General features: G+C 72.4%; 15 protein-coding genes. 4 read left to right on the top strand and 11 right to left on the bottom strand.

Annotated elements, in window-relative coordinates:
- Positions 1-3 precede the first annotated feature (3 nt).
- Positions 4-336, bottom strand: coding sequence for a hypothetical protein (locus IG84_RS0101405; protein ID WP_031050219.1), 333 nt, complete (start codon positions 334-336; stop codon positions 4-6).
- A 261-nt stretch (positions 337-597) separates the two neighbouring features.
- The gene (metG, locus tag IG84_RS0101410; RefSeq protein ID WP_031050221.1) at positions 598-2,307 is read right to left on the bottom strand and encodes a methionine--tRNA ligase; all 1,710 of its coding nucleotides are present in this window, start codon (positions 2,305-2,307) and stop codon (positions 598-600) included.
- Between the two features lie 176 nt (positions 2,308-2,483).
- Here metG and IG84_RS0101415 point away from each other — a divergent pair, with 176 nt between their 5' ends.
- Positions 2,484-2,684 (top strand): DUF397 domain-containing protein, encoded by a 201-nt coding sequence (locus IG84_RS0101415; protein ID WP_157848800.1) that lies wholly within the window; start codon positions 2,484-2,486, stop codon positions 2,682-2,684.
- Between the two features lie 82 nt (positions 2,685-2,766).
- Here the strand turns inward: IG84_RS0101415 and IG84_RS0101420 are convergent, their stop codons facing one another.
- The gene (locus IG84_RS0101420; protein WP_031050227.1) at positions 2,767-4,374 is read right to left on the bottom strand and encodes a vWA domain-containing protein; all 1,608 of its coding nucleotides are present in this window, start codon (positions 4,372-4,374) and stop codon (positions 2,767-2,769) included.
- A 278-nt stretch (positions 4,375-4,652) separates the two neighbouring features.
- Between IG84_RS0101420 and IG84_RS0101425 the strand changes: the two genes are divergently transcribed.
- Positions 4,653-6,737 carry a PhoX family protein gene (locus IG84_RS0101425; RefSeq protein ID WP_031050229.1) on the top strand — a complete coding sequence of 695 codons (2,085 nt, stop codon included), beginning with the start codon at positions 4,653-4,655 and terminating at the stop codon, positions 6,735-6,737.
- 78 nt (positions 6,738-6,815) lie between these two features.
- Here the strand turns inward: IG84_RS0101425 and ligD are convergent, their stop codons facing one another.
- Positions 6,816-7,781: a non-homologous end-joining DNA ligase gene (ligD, locus tag IG84_RS0101430; protein ID WP_037798947.1), complete on the bottom strand. Its 966-nt coding sequence runs from the start codon at positions 7,779-7,781 to the stop codon at positions 6,816-6,818.
- 196 nt (positions 7,782-7,977) lie between these two features.
- On the opposite strand from ligD, the gene IG84_RS0101435 reads away from it, so the two are divergent.
- Positions 7,978-8,919 (top strand): NADP-dependent oxidoreductase, encoded by a 942-nt coding sequence (locus IG84_RS0101435; protein WP_031050235.1) that lies wholly within the window; start codon positions 7,978-7,980, stop codon positions 8,917-8,919.
- Here the strand turns inward: IG84_RS0101435 and IG84_RS0101440 are convergent.
- Together IG84_RS0101440 and IG84_RS0101445 are read right to left on the bottom strand one after the other, a co-directional pair.
- A complete protein-coding gene (locus IG84_RS0101440) occupies positions 8,906-9,883 on the bottom strand; it encodes a hypothetical protein (protein WP_031050238.1) in 978 nt (325 codons plus the stop codon). The genes IG84_RS0101435 and IG84_RS0101440 overlap by 14 nt on opposite strands.
- Before the next feature lie 201 nt (positions 9,884-10,084).
- Positions 10,085-11,110, bottom strand: coding sequence for a cation diffusion facilitator family transporter (locus IG84_RS0101445; protein WP_031050241.1), 1,026 nt, complete (start codon positions 11,108-11,110; stop codon positions 10,085-10,087).
- A gap of 306 nt (positions 11,111-11,416) precedes the next feature.
- Here IG84_RS0101445 and IG84_RS0101450 point away from each other — a divergent pair, with 306 nt between their 5' ends.
- Complete coding sequence (locus tag IG84_RS0101450) at positions 11,417-12,589, top strand: cytochrome P450 (RefSeq protein ID WP_051861231.1); 1,173 nt, start codon at positions 11,417-11,419, stop codon at positions 12,587-12,589.
- A 72-nt stretch (positions 12,590-12,661) separates the two neighbouring features.
- Here the strand turns inward: IG84_RS0101450 and IG84_RS0101455 are convergent, their stop codons facing one another.
- The 5 genes from IG84_RS0101455 to IG84_RS39450 are packed head-to-tail and all read right to left on the bottom strand — an operon-like array spanning position 12,662 to position 16,993.
- On the bottom strand, positions 12,662-13,912 hold the full coding sequence (locus IG84_RS0101455) for a cytochrome P450 (protein WP_051861234.1): 1,251 nt from the start codon (positions 13,910-13,912) through the stop codon (positions 12,662-12,664).
- A gap of 34 nt (positions 13,913-13,946) precedes the next feature.
- On the bottom strand, positions 13,947-14,564 hold the full coding sequence (locus IG84_RS0101460) for a GTP-binding protein (RefSeq protein ID WP_031050249.1): 618 nt from the start codon (positions 14,562-14,564) through the stop codon (positions 13,947-13,949).
- Complete coding sequence (locus IG84_RS0101465; protein WP_030259166.1) at positions 14,545-14,898, bottom strand: DUF742 domain-containing protein; 354 nt, start codon at positions 14,896-14,898, stop codon at positions 14,545-14,547. Before IG84_RS0101465 ends, IG84_RS0101460 begins: the two co-directional genes overlap by 20 nt.
- Positions 14,895-15,323 (bottom strand): roadblock/LC7 domain-containing protein, encoded by a 429-nt coding sequence (locus IG84_RS0101470; RefSeq protein WP_031050252.1) that lies wholly within the window; start codon positions 15,321-15,323, stop codon positions 14,895-14,897. The genes IG84_RS0101465 and IG84_RS0101470 overlap by 4 nt, the downstream gene beginning before the upstream one ends.
- The gene (locus tag IG84_RS39450) at positions 15,320-16,993 is read right to left on the bottom strand and encodes a sensor histidine kinase (RefSeq protein ID WP_078648531.1); all 1,674 of its coding nucleotides are present in this window, start codon (positions 16,991-16,993) and stop codon (positions 15,320-15,322) included. The genes IG84_RS0101470 and IG84_RS39450 overlap by 4 nt, the downstream gene beginning before the upstream one ends.
- Positions 16,994-17,210 lie beyond the last annotated feature (217 nt).

A 17,210-nucleotide genomic window follows, 5' to 3' on the forward strand; every position in this document is an offset into this window, starting at 1 on the left:
ACGTCAGTCGGTCAGCTGCCCGGACTGCTGTACGGCGGTCACGGAATGGACCGTGTGGACGGAGCGGACGGCGGGCGGCACCGGCTGCCCCGCGGGAGGGCCGGGGAGTGTGTCATCGGCCCGATCGCGCGGCCGGGACCAGGGCAGCATGGCGGCGATGGCCTCCAGTACCTGGCTCATCCCGGTCAGCACGTGCGGCAGGTCTTCGGCGCGGGCCTTGCACACCACGAGCCGTACGACATAGGCGGCGAGCAGGGCGAGGACGAGGAGGGCGAGGACGCCGGTCGCGGCGAGCCATACCGGCGCGGCGGTGAGGACGGTCTGAGCGTGGGACAAGTACTGCCTCCGAAAAGCAAAAGGCCCCCTGAAGAGATCAGGGAGCCATGGACGGTCGGACTCGGATGGAGCGGAAAAGCAGAAAAGCCCCCGTCCTCCGGAGAGGAAGGGAGCTGTCGTACTGACGTCACATGCGGAGGTACTGCTTCTGCGTGTGATCGTTCGGTGCTCTGATTCTACCAACCGTGTCAACCCCTGAGGCGCCAGGGGTAGTTGGGCCGGCCGGTGCCTCTCGGGGAGCACCGGCCGGGACCGGAGGACTTACTCCTCGCCGCCGAAGCGGTCCTTGTAGGAGGTCAGGTCGTCTTCGGTGATCTTGGCGAAGAGGACCGGGGGGACGGTGAAGGGGGTGCCGGCCGGGACCGCGGAGAGGGAGCGGGCCTCGTCGGGGGTGATCCACAGGGCCGTGTCGCCGTCGAGCGCGAACGCGCCGCGCATGGCCTTCGCCGAAGACGGGATGAACGGCTCGGAGATCACCGAGTACAGGTGGATGAGGTTCATCGCCGTACGGAGGGTGAGCGCGGCTGCGTCCTTGTCGGTCTTGATCTCCAGCCAGGGGGCCTTCTCCTCCAGGTAGGAGTTGCCCGTGCTCCACAGGGCGCGCAGCGACGCCGCGGCCTTGCGGAACTGGAGGGCCTCCATGTGGCCCTCGTACTCGGCCAGGAGCCGCGCGATGTCCTCGCCGAGCTTCGCCTCGGCCTCGCCGGCCTCGGCGCCCGCCGGGACCTCGTCACCGAAGCGCTTCCGCGAGAAGGAGAGCACGCGGTTGACGAAGTTGCCGAGGGTGTCGGCCAGGTCCTTGTTGACCGAGGAGGAGAAGAGCTCCCAGGTGAAGGAGGTGTCGTCGGACTCCGGCGCGTTCGCGATGAGGAAGTAGCGCCAGTAGTCGGCGGGGAGCAGCTCCAGCGCCGCGTCGGTGAAGATGCCGCGCCGCTGCGAGGTGGAGAACTTGCCACCGTAGTAGTTCAGCCAGTTGAACGCCTTGAGGAAGTCGACCTTCTTCCACGGCTCGCGGGTACCGAGCTGGGTCGCCGGGAACATCACGGAGTGGAACGGCACGTTGTCCTTGGCCATGAACTCCGTGTACCGGACGTCGTCGGCCTCGTACCACCACGACTTCCAGTCGCGGTTCTCCGGGTCGACGTCCGCCCACTCCTTCGTCGAGCCGATGTACTCGATCGGGGCGTCGAACCAGACGTAGAAGACCTTGCCCTCGGCGGCCAGGTCCGGCCACACGTCGGCAGGCACCGGCACGCCCCAGTCCAGGTCGCGGGTGATCGCGCGGTCGTGCAGGCCCTCGGTCAGCCACTTGCGGGCGATGGAGGAGGCCAGCGTCGGCCACTCCTCACCGGTCTCGTCGATGAACTTCTCGACCTCGCCCTGGAGCTTGGACTGGAGCAGGAAGAGGTGCTTGGTCTCGCGCACCTCCAGGTCGCTGCTGCCGCTGATCGCCGAGCGGGCGTCGATCAGGTCGGTCGGGTCCAGCACGCGGGTGCAGTTCTCGCACTGGTCGCCGCGGGCCTTGTCGTAACCGCAGTGCGGGCAGGTGCCGACGATGTACCGGTCGGGCAGGAAGCGCTCGTCGGCGTTCGAGTAGACCTGGCGGATCGCCCGCTCCTCGATGAAGCCGTTCTCGTGCAGCTTGCGCGCGAAGTGCTGGGTGAGCTCGACGTTCTCCGGCGAGGAGCTGCGGCCGAAGTGGTCGAAGGCGAGGCCGAAGCCGTCGTAGATCGCCTTCTGCGCGTCGTGCTGCTCGGCGCAGAACGCGTCGACCGACTGGCCGGCGGCCTTCGCGGCCAGCTCGGCGGGGGTGCCGTGCTCATCGGTCGCGCAGATGTACAGCACGTCGTGGCCGCGCTGGCGCAGATACCGGGAGTACACATCGGCCGGGAGCATGGACCCCACCATGTTGCCCAGGTGCTTGATCCCGTTGATGTACGGAAGGGCGCTGGTGATGAGGTGTCGAGCCATTGCCGGCTGCTCCCAAGTCGCTACGGTGAGTGATTTTTTGCACTACGGAACGCCAATATCGTACTCGCCCGGACGGGGGTCACCGCGCCCCCTTCAAGGGCCGCCCCGCGTGCAGGCATGGGGTGCGGGCGACCGGGGATGATGTGGGGAAGAGGGGCCAGGGGGAGGGGCGGGTCATGGCAGAGCGGCTGAGGTGGGTCTCGTCGGGCTACTGCTCCGATACGGACGCCACCTGCGTCGAAGTAGCGATCACGGCACCGCGGGTCCAGGTACGGGACTCATGGCGGGTCTCGGGTGACTCGGGTGAGGACGCGCCGCGGCTGACGTTCTCCGCGGCGGCGTGGTCACTCTTCATCGCGCACACGACGGCGGACTGAGGCGGGAAGCGCGACGGCCCGGCCGCTCCCCGTGGGAGCCGCCGGGCCGTGCGCCGGTGGTGCGGTGTGCCGATCGTGCCGGTCAGCTCTTCTTGTTCTTCTTGCTCTTCTTGAGTACGCCCGCGGCGCGGGCCTCGGTGAGCCACTCGGGGAACTCGATCATGAGCTGCGCGTAGAGGTCGGCGTCGGCCAGGGCGCGCGGGTCGCGGCCGGCGTGGAAGAAGCCGGCGTTGTCGACCTTCCGCTTCTCCGGGACGGTGAGGTCGTCCAGCTTGCGCAGGAAGTCGAAGCCCTTGGCCTCGGGGTCGCCGAAGCCGATGAACTGCCAGAAGATCGGCAGCCCGGCCGCCTCGCACAGCGCCTTCTCGGCAGCGGGCTTGGAGGTGGGGGCGCCGTCGGTCTGGAAGATCACGAACGCGGGCGCCGTCGTCTTCGACTTCTTGTAGTGGTCGACGACGGCCTTGATCGCCCAGTGGTAGTTCGTACGGCCCATGTGGCCCAGGCCCGCGTGCAGCTCCTCGATCCTGCCCTCGTACGAGGCGAGGTCCAGCTCCGCGGTGCCGTCCACGTCGGTGGAGAAGAAGACGACGGGGACGGTGCCGTCGTCGTCGAGGTGCGCGGAGAGGCCGAGGGCCTGCTCGGCGAGGTGCTGGACGGTGCCGTCCTTGTAGTAGTTGCGCATCGAGCCGGAGCGGTCGAGCACGAGGTAGACGGCGGCGCGCTGCGTCGTCAGGCCGTGCTTCTCCAGCGCCGCACCGGCGTCCTTGTACAGGCTGACCAGCCCGGGCGCGACCTCCTCGACCTTGGTGAGGGGGAGGGCGGGACGGGCTTCGTCGCCGGCGGCGTCCGTCTTCGCGGGGGCGTCTGCCTGCGCGGGGGCGGAGGCGGCTGCGGGCGCGGGGGCCGGTTCGGCGGGGGCCTCGGTCGGGGCCTCGACGGGGGCCTCGGTGCGGGCGGCCGGGATGGTGGCAGCGGGGGTGGGCTCGGGGGCGGCGACGACCTCGGGCTCGGCCTCGGCCTCGTGCTTCGGCTCGTCGGCCTGCGGTGCTTCCGCCTTCGGCTGCTCGACCTTCGGCTTTTCGGCCGGGGCCTCGACCTCGGCCTCCTCGGCGTCGGCGGCCACCGGCTCGGGCTCTGCCTTGACCTCGGGCTCTGCCTTGGTCTCGGGCTCGGTGGCCACCGGCTCGGCGGTCTCGACCTCTGCCTTGGCCTGGGCCTCGTCGCTCTTCGCGTCCTCCGGCTCCTCGGCCTCGACCTCGGTCGTGGCCTCGGCAGTCGCCGCTTCCGCAGCCCGCTCCTCCGCAGCGTCCTCCTTCGCGGTCGACGGGCGGTCGAATGCCTCTCTCACCAGGTCCGAGATGTCCGGGACGTCGGAGGCGGTCGAGGAGGCGGGGGCGGAGGCGGCCGAGGCCGCGAGTACCGCGGCGCCCGCCGCGGGTGCGGTCTCCGCGTACGCCGGCTCCGGACGGGCCGGTGCCTGCTCCGTACGGGCCGCCGGTACCTCCGTCTCCGCGGCCGGCGCGGTCTCCGTCACCGTGTCGGCCACCGCGTCCGCCGAGGGGGCCGACTCCTCACGGGCCTCCGGGATGGCCGCCGCGTCGGTGGCCTCCGTCGCCGCGACGGCATCCGGTTCGTTACGGGCCGCCTTGGAGCGACCGAAAGCGTTGCGCAGCAGACTCCGAATGCCCATCGGCGTACCTCTCGTGCGTGTGGTGGCGTGCGTTGTGCTGGGTGCGGCGAATGTCCGTTTGAGCGAGGCGCGTGCTGACCAGGACGGACACCAAAGGGTAGCGGCCTGCCCCTGTCGCATCGTGGGACCCCGCGCGTCGTGCGCCGGTACGAGCCGAAGCCACCCGGATTCACCGTCAGTTCATCTTTTTGTCGCCGCGTGTCGGGCCTGTCCCCATACCGTCTCGGCTGATCACCCGACGCACCGTCACCACCTCACCCCCTACGCGAAGGACCACCGTGCGCAAGCTGCTGCCGCTGATCGGCTCTCACCCGGGTGGCCGTTCGGCCATGACCTGCCGTTACCGCTGCGGTGACGCCTGCTTCCACGAGACGCCCAACACCAGCGGCAACGCGTACGTCGGTGACGTGATCGCAGGGGCGCTCTCCCGCCGGAACGTCCTCCGCGCAAGCGCCGTCGTCACGGTCGCGGCAGCCACCGGCGCCGCGCTGACCGGACCGGCTGCCCCGCAGGCCGCCGCGGCCGGGGCCGGCGCCGCTTCCGGTACGGCGGCCACCGCCACCCGGCACGCACGCCCCGCCCGCGGCCTGCGCTTCCCGGCCGTCGCGCCCAACACCGCCGACGCCGTGACCGTCCCCGCGGGCCATGAGCAGAACATCGTCGTCCGCTGGGGTGACCCGGTGCTGCGCGGCGCCCCGGCGTTCGACGCCGACCGGCAGTCCGCGAAGGCGCAGGCCGGCCAGTTCGGTTACAACAACGACTACATGGCCGTCCTGGACCTGCCGGGCGAGCGGGACCGGCAGCTCCTCGTGATCAACCACGAGTACACCGACGAGGCCCTGATGTTCGCCGGGTACGACGCGGAGAACCCGACCCGGGAGCAGGCGGAGATCGGGCTGCAGGCGCACGGCCTGACGGTGCTCGCCGCGCAGGAGGAGCGGCGCAGCGGCCGGCTCACCGCGCTGCCCCGCCACCACCTCAACCGCCGGATCACCGGCACCACGCCGTTCGAGGTGACTGGCCCGGCGGCCGGCAGCGACCTGCTGAAGACCTCTGCCGACCCCGAGGGCACCCGCATCCTCGGCACGCTCAACAACTGCGGCGGCGGCATCACCCCGTGGGGCACCGTGCTGTCCGGCGAGGAGAACTTCAACCAGTACTTCGCCCACGGCGACCAGGCCGGCGACCCGGAGAGCGCCGCCCGGCTGAAGCGGTACGGCTTCAAGGGCGGCGCCAGCGAGCGCAAGTGGGAGCGGTTCGACCGCCGCTTCGACGTCGCGAAGGAGCCGAACGAGCCGAACCGCTTCGGCTGGGTCGTGGAGATCGACCCGTTCGACCCCGGCTCCACCCCGCGCAAGCTCACCGCGCTCGGCCGCTTCAAGCACGAGGCCGCCGAGCCGCGGCTGACCCCCGACGGCCGGCCCGTGCTCTACATGGGTGACGACGAGAAGTTCGACTACTTCTACAAGTTCGTCTCCGCCAAGCGGATGAAGCGCGGCAGCAGCGCCGCCGCGCGCGAGCACAACCGCACGCTGCTGGACGAGGGCACGCTGTACGTCGCGAAGTTCGCCGGCGACAGCCCGGCAGGCGAGATCGACGGGTCGGGGAAGCTGCCGGAGGACGGCGAGTTCGACGGCCGCGGCGAGTGGATCCCGCTGGCCACCGGCACCACCTCGCACGTCCCCGGCATGACCGCCGAGGAGGTGTACGTCTTCACGCGGATGGCCGCCGACAAGGTGGGTGCCACGAAGATGGACCGCCCCGAGGACGTCGAGCCCAGCCCCCGTACCGGCAAGGTCTACGTCGCACTGACCAACAACAGCGACCGGGGGAAGGACGGCAAGGCGCCCGCCGACGAGGCCAACCCGCGCAACGCGAACAAGCACGGCCAGATCCTGGAGCTGACCGAGCACCGCGGCGACCCCGCCGCCGGACGTTTCACGTGGAACCTCTTCCTGGTCTGCGGCGACCCGGAGGACCCGTCGACGTACTTCGGCGGCTTCCCCAAGGACCAGGTCAGCCCGATCTCCTGCCCGGACAACATCACCTTCGATGTGCACGGCAACCTGTGGATCTCCACCGACGGCAACGCCCTGGGCAGCCATGACGGCCTCTTCGGCGTCGCCACCACCGGTCCCCGGCGCGGCCAGGTGCGGCAGTTCCTGACCGTGCCGACCGGTGCAGAGACCTGCGGGCCGATCGTGCAGGAGCGGCGGGTACTGGTCGCGGTGCAGCACCCGGGCGAGGTGGACGGCGCGAGCGTGGAGCAGCCCGCTTCGCACTGGCCGGACGGACCGGGCGCGCTGGTCCGGCCGTCCGTGATCAGCGTGTGGCGCACGAACGGCGACGACATCGGCGTCTGAGCTGCCGGTCCGCCGGTACGGAGCGGGCCGCCTGCCGTGGGGGGACAGGCGGCCCGCTCCGTCCGCGCGGTCGGTGCCTCACTCCTCCGGCAGCCGCTTCGCCGCCGCGCTCACCGACCGGCCGCGCCAGCCGTCACCGGACCACGGGTCGGCCGCCGCCAGCCGCTCGGGCGCCGTACGCAGCGTCCAGCGCTGGGCATGCAGCTCCGGGTCGTCCAGTTCCTCACGGGTGATCGGCATGGCCACCGGCGCGCCCGGCTTGGCGCGGACGCTGTAGGGCGCGACCGCGGTCTGCGCGTAGGCGTTGCGCTGTACGTCGAGGTAGATGCGGCCGCGGCCGCCCTTCGTGGGGCGGTCGGCCTTGCGCTGCTCGGTGGTGAGCCGGTCGGGGTGCCGGTCGGCGAGCAGCTCGGCGGCGCGGTGCGCGAAGTCCCGTACCGCGTCGTAGTCCGACTTGCCGTCCAGCGGCGCGATGACGTGCAGGCCGCGCGAGCCGGTGGTCATCAGCCGGGCCGGCAGCCGGAGTTCGTCCCACAGCGCGCAGACCCGCCCGGCCGCCCAGCGCACGTCCTCGAAGTCCGCGCCCTCCGACGGGTCCAGGTCGACGATCAGGAGGTCGGGGTCGTTGGGGGAGTCCTCCCGGGACAGCCAGCGGTGCTGGGTGAGCGATGCCTGTCCGGCGAGGTACACGAGCGTGGCGGCGTCGTCGCAGACGACGTGCGTGACCTTGCCGCCGGCCTTCTCCTGGACGGAGGTGCGCACCCAGTCGGGGAAGTAGTCCGGCGCGTTCTTCTGCATCAGCGGGCGGCCGCCGATGCCGTCCGGGTGGCGCTCCATCATCAGGGGGCGGCCGCGCAGATGCGGCAGCGCGCGCGGGGCGACGGCCTCGTAGTGCTCGGCCACGTCCAGCTTCGTAATGCCGTCGTCGGGGAAGAGCACCTTGTCCGGGCGGCTGATCGCGACGGTGCGCCGGCCGGCCCGTACGGTCTCCTCGTCCTTCGCGCGCCCGCCGTGGGGGCGCCCGTCTGCCTTGTCGCCCTTCATGAGGGGGAGGGGTAACCGCACCGGCCGTGCGTCAAACCCCTTGCCGCCGCGCCAAGGCCGCCCCTGGGGGCCGTACGAGTTGCTTCCGGGGCACGGCCCTTTCTCCTGCCGCGCCGGGGCCACCGGCGTGCTTACGATCCTTGGCGGCAGGGGCCGGACAGGGGCCGGGGTACGGAGAGGTGGAAGGAACGCCACGATGAGAGCCGTAGCAGTCAGTGCCTTCGGGGCCGAGCCCGAGCTGATGGACCTGCCACAGCCCGAGCCGGGACCCGGCGAGGTGCTGGTCGCGATGGCGGTCGCCGGGCTGAATCCGACCGACTGGAAGATCGCCGACGGCATGCTGAAGGACGCCGTGCCACACTCCTTCCCGCTGATCCTGGGGGCCGACGGGGCGGGCGAGGTGGTCGCGGTCGGCCCCGACGTGCGCCGCTGCACGGTCGGCGACCAGGTCTTCGGGCAGTTCCAACTGGTCGGCAGGGGCGGCGGTGCGTACGCCGACTACGCCGTCGCCGCCGAGGACGCGGTCGCCCCCGCGCCGCGCAACGTCACGTACGCGACCTCGGCTGCGGTGCCGACGGCCGGTACGGCCGCGTACAACCTCGTCGAGGAGACCCGGGTCGCGGAGGGCAAGCGGGTGCTGGTCGTGGGCGCGACCGGCGGCGTCGGCACGTTCGTCACGCAGCTCGCGGCGCAGCGCGGCGCCGAGGTGATCGCCACGGCCCGGGCGGGCAGCGCGGAGCTGATGGGGCAGTTCGGCGCGGCGGTCACGGTGGACCACACCCAGGGCCCGGTGGCCCAGCAGGTGCTGGCGGCCCACCCGGACGGCGTGGACATCCTGATCGACCTGGTCAGCGGGCCGGAAGCGTTCGCGGACATGACGCGGGTCGTACGGGACGGGGGCACGGTCGTGTCCACCGTCGGCGCGGCCGACACGGACATGCTCATCGAGCACAACCTGCGCGGCTTCAACTTCGAGAACCGACCCTCGCCGCAGCTCCTGTCCATCCTCGCCGACCAGCTCGACGCGGGCCGGCTCACCGTCCTGATCACCAGCGAGGTGCAGCTCGAGGACGCCCCGGCGGCCCTCGCCCGCAGCCGCACGGGCCGGGCGCAGGGCAAGACCGTCATCGGCCTCTGAGCGCCCGGCGGGCCCGCACGCGCCGGGCCAGGACTCCCGACAGGACGGCGGCGCACCCCGCGGTGAGCCCCGTGGCGAGCAGCGCCCCGCCGCCGAGCCGGGCGCTCGCGGTGAGCGTGTCGTACACCGCCGAGCCCGCCGCGCCGGTCACCGCCGGTGGCAGCGCGTCCAGGGCGTAGCCGCGGGCGGCGGCGAACGCGGCGAGCAGGAGCACGCCGCCCGCCGCGCAGCCCAGGCCCGTACCGATCAGTGCCCGTCGGCGGCGCGGTGCCAGCAGCAGCCCGGCCGCCAGGCTCAGCACCGCCGCGACGGGCAGCAGCCGGCCGAGCGTCCGCACCGCCGCGTACGGGCCGCGGGCCTCGGCGACCTCGTCGGACCGCAGCAGTACGAGCGTGGTGCCGGAGACATGGACCCGCTGGATCAGGCGGGCTCCGGCCGGCACGGTGTGGACGAGGCGGGCCCGGGCCCGGTCGACGACGGGCTGCAGGTCGAGCACCACGGACCGGTCGCCGGGTGAGGCGAGCGCGGTGACGAGGGAGGCATGCGTGGTGCCGTTGACGCGGCTCCACAGGGCGGGAAAGGAACGTGAGGTGACCACGCCGCGGATCTGGGTGGCCACGAACTCCCGTATGCCGCGGGTGAACCGCTCCCGCACCGCGGGACGATCGGCCGGCGGCACGGCGTCCACCAGCGACGACAGGTCCACCCGGCGCATCACGCCGTCGGTGATCGCGGTGACCATGTTCCGCTGGACGGCCGGGTCGCGGGAGAGCGGTGCGGTGGTGGCGGTGTAGCGGGCGGTGTCGGTCAGTTCGGCGCGTGCCCAGCCCGTGGCGAGGGCCGGTGGGGCCAGGAGACAGCCGAGGACCAGCAGCACGGTGGCCAGGAGGGTGCGCGGCCGGTGGAGGGCCGGTACGCGGCGTGCGGGCGGGGCACCGGTGCGGGCCGGCGCGCTCGCTGCCATGTCTCCTCCGTTTCACGTGAAACCAGAACCGGTACCGAGCAATCGGTGCTCGTCCCGAGTAATCCGCACCCGTCCTGCGTAATCGGCACCTGTCCCGACTAGCGGCACCCGCCCCGAGTAACCCGGCACCACCACCTCATCACAGGCGCGCAGAAGTCCGGCGCCGCGCCGCCCGCCGACGCGTCGTTTTCGGACGGCCGTTCAGTGGTCGTGCGGCCCCGGCCGGTGTACCGGTCCGTGCGTGTCGGCGCAGTGGGCGCCGGAGGGCTGGTCCGCGGTGTCCGGGGCCTGGCGGTCCCCGATGCGCAGCAGCTCCCCGCCGCTGTCCTGTTCGCCCAGGTGGTCGACCTGGAGCGTGGCGTGCGTGATGCCGTACTCCGCGGCGAGCAGCTCCTGCAGCGTCCGGCGGACCTTGTGGCAGTCGCCGCCCGGCGCGACCAGGACGTGCGCGGAGAGCGCGGGGTCGCCGGAGGTGATCTCCCAGATGTGCAGGTCGTGGATCTCCACGACCTGGTCGGCGGCGACCAGCCGGTCGCCCAGCGCGTCCGGGTCCACCCCGGCGGGCGCGGCCTCCATGAAGATCCGGCCCGAGTCGCGGACCAGGCCGATACCGGCCTTGAGCATCAGCGCGACCACGAGCAGCGACGCGATGGCGTCCGCCCGGGCGAAGCCGGTGGTCAGCACGACCGCACCGGCCACCGCCGTGGCGATGAAGCCGAAGAGGTCGGTGAGGATGTGCTGGTAGGCGCCCTCGACGTTCAGGCTGGAGCGGTTGGCCTTGGAGATGCACCAGGTCGCGACGAGGTTCACCACGACCCCGGCGAGGGCGGTGACCAGGACCAGGCCGCCGGTGACCTCGGGCGGTTCGACGAGCCGGTGGACCGCCTCGTACGCCAGCCAGACCGACAGCACCAGCAGCGTGACGCCGTTGGCCTGCGCGGAGAGGATCTCGGCGCGCTTGAGGCCGTACGTGTAACCGCCGCGGGCCGGGCGGGCCGCCAGCCGCATGGCGATCAGCGCGAGCACGATCGAGGCGGCGTCGGTGAGCATGTGGGCGGCGTCGGAGATCAGCGCCAGGGACCGGGCGACGAAGCCGATCACGACCTCGACGGCCATGAAGGCGGTGATCAGGATCAGCGCGGCCCGCAGCCAGCGGCGGTCCGCGTCCGCGGCCACCGTGTGCGAGTGGCCCGAGTGATCACCGTGCGCGTGGGCGTGCCCCGCCATGGCCCACTCCCTCCTGCGTCGGGCGGCATGCTGCCGCAAAGGCGCTCGAACGAAGCAAACCGCACTTCGGCAAAAGATCCAAAGGCTGCATCGGTACCCGTTGTCATTCCCCCGGCAGTTGCGCATCGCCGCAGGTCAGCGCGGTGTGTCCGAACGGAATGCGGAGGCGGTCTTGAAAGCGCGCCGGGCAGGAACGATCTTGGTGAGGACCGCAGGACCCCACCCACACACTCCCAGGGAGCGTTCTTGGCCGCGAACCGAGAAGCGCCGAACCGAGAAGCGCCGGACATACTGTCGCCGGAGTTCATGGCGGATCCGTACGCCGCGTACCGCGTCATGCGTGACGACTTCCCGCTGCTCCACCACGAGCCCACCCAGAGCTACATCGTCTCTCGCTACGAGGACGTCGAACGGGCCTTCAAGGACCCGGCGTTCACCACCGAGAACTACGACTGGCAGCTCGAGCCGGTGCACGGCCGGACCATCCTGCAGATGAGCGGCCGCGAGCACTCCGTGCGCCGGGCGCTGGTCGCGCCCGCCTTCCGCGGCGTCCCCCTCCAGGAGACCTTCCAGCCGGTCATCGAGCGCAACGCGCGCGAGCTGATCGACGGCTTCCGCGACGCGGGCCGGGCCGACCTCGTCGCAGAGTTCGCGACCCGCTTCCCGGTCAACGTCATCGTCGACATGCTCGGCCTGGACCGCGCCGACTACGACCGTTTCCACCGCTGGTACACCGCGATCATCGGCTTCCTCGGCAACCTCAGCCAGGACCCGGACGTGGCCGCGGCCGGGCTGCGGACGCAGCAGGAGTTCGCCGCGTACATGCTGCCGATCATCCGGGAGCGGCGCGCGAACCCCGGCGACGATCTGCTCTCCACGCTGTGCACCGCGGAGATCGACGGTACGGCGATGAGCGACGAGGACATCAAGGCGTTCTGCAGCCTGCTGCTGGCCGCGGGCGGCGAGACCACCGACAAGGCGATCTCCAGCGTCATGCACAACCTGCTGCGCCACCCGGAGCAGCTCGCCGCCGTGCGGGAGGACCGGTCGCTGATCGAGCGGGCCTTCGCCGAGACGCTGCGGTACACGCCCCCGGTGCACATGATCATGCGGCAGCCGGCGGAGGACGTCGTGATCGGCGGCGGCAAGGTGCCCGCCGGGGCCACCGTGACCTGCCTGATCGGCGCGGCGGGCCGGGACGACCGGCGGTACGCGGACCCGGACACCTTCAACATCTTCCGCGACGACCTGAAGACGACGACGGCCTTCTCCGCCGCCGCCGATCACCTGGCCTTCGCGCTCGGCCGGCACTTCTGCGTCGGCGCGCTGCTGGCCAAGGCCGAGGTGGAGGCCGGCGTCGGGCAGCTCCTCGACGCGCTGCCGGACATGGTGATCGAGGACGGCTACACCCCGCGCGAGCAGGGCGTCTTCACCCGCGGCCTGGACGCGCTGCCGGTCCGCTTCACGCCGGTGGGCTGAGGCGGGCGGGCAAAGGGCCGTACGGGTACGCCCCGTACGGCCCGTGCCCCGGACAGCGGACCTCAGGCCGGGTCAGGCGGGCCCCGGCGTGTACGTAGGCGTGAATGTCACCGGCAGGCCCGTCAGCCCGCGCATCCACAGCGACGGGTGCCAGACCAGGTCCGCGTCGGGCACCGCGAGCACCACGTCGGGCAGCCGGTCCAGCAGTACTTCCACCGCCGCCCGCGCGATCACCTCCGCTAGCTGCGGAGCCGGGTAGGGGCAGGCGTGCTCGCCGTGGCTGAACGCCATGTGCGCCTGGTTGCCGTCGGCGTGCGCCGCGGTGAAGTCCGGCCGCACCAGCGGGTCGTTGTTGGCCGCGGCCAGCCCCAGTACGAGCAGGTCACCGGCCTTGATGCGGTGGCCGCCGAGCTGGGTGTCGCGGGCCGCCCAGCGCCCGATGAAGTTCTGCGTGGGGGTGTCCTCCCACAGCACCTCGTTCAGCGCCTGGCCCACGCTGCGCCGCCCACCGGTCAGGCTGACCGCGAACCGGTCGTCGGTCAGCATCAGCCGCAGCGTGTTGCCGATCCAGTTGGCGGTCGGCTGCTGCGCCGCGGCCATCACCACCAGCAGGTCGATGACCACCTCCTCGGCGGTCAGTCCCGCCGCGTGGGCCAGCAGCCGCGAGGGGACGTCGGGACCGGGCCGCCCGCGCTTCACGCGGACCAGCCGCGCCATCCGGGCCGCGACCCGCTGGTGCGCGTCGATCGCGCCGTCGCCCACGTCCAGCGACTCGGCGATGTCCCGCACCAGGTCCGGCACTTCGCCTGTCGGCGCGCCGTACAGCTCGGCGACGACCAGCAGCGGCAGCCGCAGCGCGTACTCGGCCATCAGGTCCGCTTCGCCGCGCCCGGCGAAGGAGTCGACCAGCCCGTCCGCGATGCGTTCGCAGATCTGCCGCAGCTCGAACTGGTCGATGGCCAGCAGCGCGTCGCTGATCGCCCCGGCCCGGCGCTGGTGCTCGGCTCCCTCGGCGAACATCACCGACGGCTGGTACCCGACGAACGGCAGCAGCGGCCAGTCGTCCGGCACCTGGTCCCAGGCGTGCCAGCGGCGCGAGTCGCGGGCGAACAGCTCGGGGTCGGAGGTGACCTGGTGCAGCTCGCGGTAGCCGATCACGAACCAGGCCGGGAAGCCGCCGTCCAGCAGGATCGGTACGACCGCGCCGTGCCGGCTGCGCATCTCCCGGTACAGCCGGGCCGGATCGCCGCTCAGCCCCTCGCCGTACAGCGGTACGGCCCCGGCGGTCACGGGGCAGCCGGCGGTCTGCGGCGCTTCGGTCACGGTGCACCCTCCTGAACTCGGGTCGTGCGATGGGTCACTGGGCGGCGAGCGCGTACAGGTGGCGGACGAGGGAGATCAGCACCTGCTTGCTGGACTCCCTGTCGCGGGCGTCGCAGGAGACCAGCGGGACGTGCGGGGAGAGGTCCAGCGCGTCCCGGATCTGCTCCAGGGTGTGCTGCTCGCCGCCGAAGTCGTTGTGCGCGACGATGAACGGCATCCCGTGCGCCTCCAGGCGGTCGATCGCGTACCAGGAGTCGTGCAGCCGCCGGGTGTCGACCAGCACCACGGCGCCCAGCGTCCCCGCGAAGAGCCGGTCCCACAGGAACCAGAAACGCTCCTGGCCGGGGGCGCCGAAGAGGTACAGGACGTTGCGGTCGTTGATCGTGATGCGGCCGAAGTCGAAGGCGACGGTGGTCGTCGACTTGGCCTCGACGCCGGCCGGGTCGTCCACGCCGACGCCCGCCTGGGTCATCGTCTCCTCGGTGTTGAGGGGGCGGATCTCGCTGACCGAGCGGACCATGGTGGTCTTGCCGACGCCGAAACCGCCGACGATCACGATCTTCAGGCCGTTGTCGGCGGACTGGTGCAGCGGGGCCCGTACGTCCTCCTCCAAGGTGGCGCCGGCCGCGCCGTCAGAGACGTTGGAGTGCATCGAGCACCTCCTTCAGCAGGTCGGGTTCGGGCAGCTCGGCCCGGGCGGCCGTGCGCGGATGGCGGGCGGTGATCCGGCCCGTGTCGAGCAGGTCGGTCAGCAGGATCCGTACGACGCTCACCGGCAGCCGCAGCGCCGCCGACAGCTCCACGACCGCCGTCGGGCGCCGGGCCAGCTCCAGGATGCGGACGTGCTCGGACTGCATGCCGGGTGCCGGCTCGCACTCGGCCACGATCAGCGTGACCAGGTCGAAGCGGCTCCCGGCGGCCCGGCTGCGGCCGCCGGTGACGGTGTAGAGGCGGTCCGGGTCGTCGTCCGGACCGAGCGGGCTCACGCCGGCCGGCCCGGCAGGCCGGTGCCGCCGTCCTCGCGGGGCGCGGCGCTGAGGTACTCGCCGATCTGCTCGACCAGTTCGTTCATGTTGAAGCCGATCACGCCGACGTCGGCGTCCTCGACGGCGACCACGGCCAGGTGCGCGCCGTGCCCGGCCTCGACGATGAAGAGGATGCCGCCGTGGAACTCGGTCATCGCCTGCCGCACTCCGCCGCTGCCGTCACCGAACTCCACGGACGCGCCGTGCGACAGCGACTGGATGCCGGAGGCGATCGCGGCGAGCTGGTCGGCCTGGTCGACGCTCAGGTCCCGGGAGTGGCAGAGCTTGAGGCCGTCGCGGGACAGCACCAGCGCGTGCCGGGCGCCCGGCGTCTTCTGCAGGAGGTTCTCCAGCAGCCAGTCCAGGCGGTTGTCGGTGGTGTTCATCGGGGATCGTCCTTCGGGGCGTTTTCGGGGGCGGTGGGCCGGGCGGGCGGGGCCTCGCCCTGCACGGCCCGGCGGAAGGAGCGCAGGCGCGCCGCTGACTCCTCGTGGGAGCGGCCGCGAGTGCGTCCGGTGGCCTGCGGGACCTGCGGGATGGGCGCGCCGGCCAGGGTCTGGCCGCGGCGCCGCTTGGGCAGTCCGCTCGGTCCGTACTCCGTCGCGGGCGCCGGGGCGGCGCCGCGCGGCGCGGGCACGTCGGGCACGCCCCGGTCCTGGGGCGCGCTCCCGCCGTGCGGGTCGTCCGGGCCCCGCGACGCGCCCCCGTCGCGCGCGGCGCCCGTGTCCCGGTCGGGGACGGTGGGGCGGTGGCCGGTGGTTTCCCGCGCTGCGCCGGCCCCGGAGGCGGGGCGGGTTTCACGGGCGGCGGGCCGGTCGGGTACGTCGCTTCCGCGCGGGTGGCGTTCGCGCACGCCGGTGTCGTGCGCGTCCCGTTCGTGCACCTCGCGCGCCTGCGCGTCGTGCGCGGCGCGCAGGCCCGCGACGGGCACCTCGGGGACCTCGGTCCGGCCGCCGGCCGGCTTGGGCGGCGGCTGGGTGATGAGCTGCTGCGGGATCAGCACGACCACGCTCGTACCGCCGCGGGCCGACGGGCGGAACGAGACGGTCAGGCCGTGCTTGCCGGCCAGGCAGCCGACGACGGCGAGGCCGAGCCGGGTGCCGGACAGCGACATCAGGTCCAGCGTCTTGGCGGACACCGCGGCCTCGGCGCTGCGCAGCGCCGTCTCGGTCATGACCAGGCCGCTGTCCTCGACGCTGACCACGACGCCGGCCTGCGCTTCCTCGACGTACACGTGCACCGGCGAGGTGGGCGGCGAGAAAGAGGTGGCGTTGTCCATGATCTCGGCGAGCGCGTGCATGACGCCCTCGGCCGCGTGCCCGGCCACCGCCGCGGTACTGCTGCTGTGCAGCCGCACCCGGCGGTAGGCGCTGATCCGGCCCATCGCGCCGCGCAGGATGCTCTCCATGGCGATCGGCTTGTTCCAGCGGCGGCCGGAGCGGGCGCCGGTCAGTACGGCGATGCTGTCCGCCAGCCGGCCCGCCTGCGCGGTGGTGTGGTCCAGCTTCAGCAGGTCGCCGAGGACCTCCTCGCCGTGCCGGTGCTCCATCTCGCGGAGGTCGGCGAGCATGCTGGTGGCCAGCGCCTGGACGCGGCCCGCGGCGCTGGCGCAGGCGGACATCGCCGCGGCCCGCATCCGCTCGCCGCGGCCGACCTCGGTGGCCAGCGTCTCCACGATCCGGCGGTGCGCCTCGTCGGCGGGCATCGGGGTGTGGCCGAGCGCGGTGTCCACCGAGGCGCCGTCGCGCAGCCGGGCCACGACCGCGGGCAGCGTCTCGTCCGCGAGCCGGTCGGCGGCGGCCGCCAGCTCCGCGATCCGGGCGCGGTGCCGGGCGCTGGTGCGCACCGCGTACACCGTGACCGCGAGCAGCGCGCTCAGCACCACCGCCACCGTGCCGCAGCCCCACGCCAGCCCGGTGCGCAGCGCCGCCGGGCCCGCGAGCACCGCCCACAGGACGGCGCCGCCGGTCACGACGAGGGCGACGAGGAACGCGTACAGCGCCGCCACCACGGGCGGGCGTGCGCGCTGCGGGCGGGCGGGTGTCTGAGCTGTCATCAAACGGGTCCTCGGGCGGTCGCGGCATGGCAAACGGGCCCTGCGGGCGCAGGAGAAGCGAAGATCGGAAGAACCCTATCCGCTTCCTACCGGCGAGCAACTTCCGCGTAGTGACAATGTTTTGACGTCCCGTCCATGCCGGAATTCCCGATGTGTCACCAGGTGTGCCGCGACTCGTGGGCGAGTGTCACGCCCCCGACTCTTGTTGAACATGATT

The organism is Streptomyces ochraceiscleroticus (genome assembly GCF_000720485.1).
GTDB classification, from domain to species: domain Bacteria; phylum Actinomycetota; class Actinomycetes; order Streptomycetales; family Streptomycetaceae; genus Streptomyces; species Streptomyces ochraceiscleroticus.

What these genes read in the sequence shown, in the direction of transcription:
- metG (WP_031050221.1), bottom strand. Translation starts at nt 2,307, where the DNA reads ATGGCTCGACACCTCATCACCAGCGCCCTTCCGTACATCAACGGGATC.
- IG84_RS0101415 (WP_157848800.1), top strand. Translation starts at nt 2,484, where the DNA reads ATGGCAGAGCGGCTGAGGTGGGTCTCGTCGGGCTACTGCTCCGATACG.
- IG84_RS0101420 (WP_031050227.1), bottom strand. Translation starts at nt 4,374, where the DNA reads ATGGGCATTCGGAGTCTGCTGCGCAACGCTTTCGGTCGCTCCAAGGCG.
- ligD (WP_037798947.1), bottom strand. Translation starts at nt 7,781, where the DNA reads ATGAAGGGCGACAAGGCAGACGGGCGCCCCCACGGCGGGCGCGCGAAG.
- IG84_RS0101435 (WP_031050235.1), top strand. Translation starts at nt 7,978, where the DNA reads ATGAGAGCCGTAGCAGTCAGTGCCTTCGGGGCCGAGCCCGAGCTGATG.
- IG84_RS0101440 (WP_031050238.1), bottom strand. Translation starts at nt 9,883, where the DNA reads ATGGCAGCGAGCGCGCCGGCCCGCACCGGTGCCCCGCCCGCACGCCGC.
- IG84_RS0101445 (WP_031050241.1), bottom strand. Translation starts at nt 11,110, where the DNA reads ATGGCGGGGCACGCCCACGCGCACGGTGATCACTCGGGCCACTCGCAC.
- IG84_RS0101450 (WP_051861231.1), top strand. Translation starts at nt 11,417, where the DNA reads ATGGCGGATCCGTACGCCGCGTACCGCGTCATGCGTGACGACTTCCCG.
- IG84_RS0101460 (WP_031050249.1), bottom strand. Translation starts at nt 14,564, where the DNA reads ATGCACTCCAACGTCTCTGACGGCGCGGCCGGCGCCACCTTGGAGGAG.
- IG84_RS0101470 (WP_031050252.1), bottom strand. Translation starts at nt 15,323, where the DNA reads ATGAACACCACCGACAACCGCCTGGACTGGCTGCTGGAGAACCTCCTG.
- IG84_RS39450 (WP_078648531.1), bottom strand. Translation starts at nt 16,993, where the DNA reads ATGACAGCTCAGACACCCGCCCGCCCGCAGCGCGCACGCCCGCCCGTG.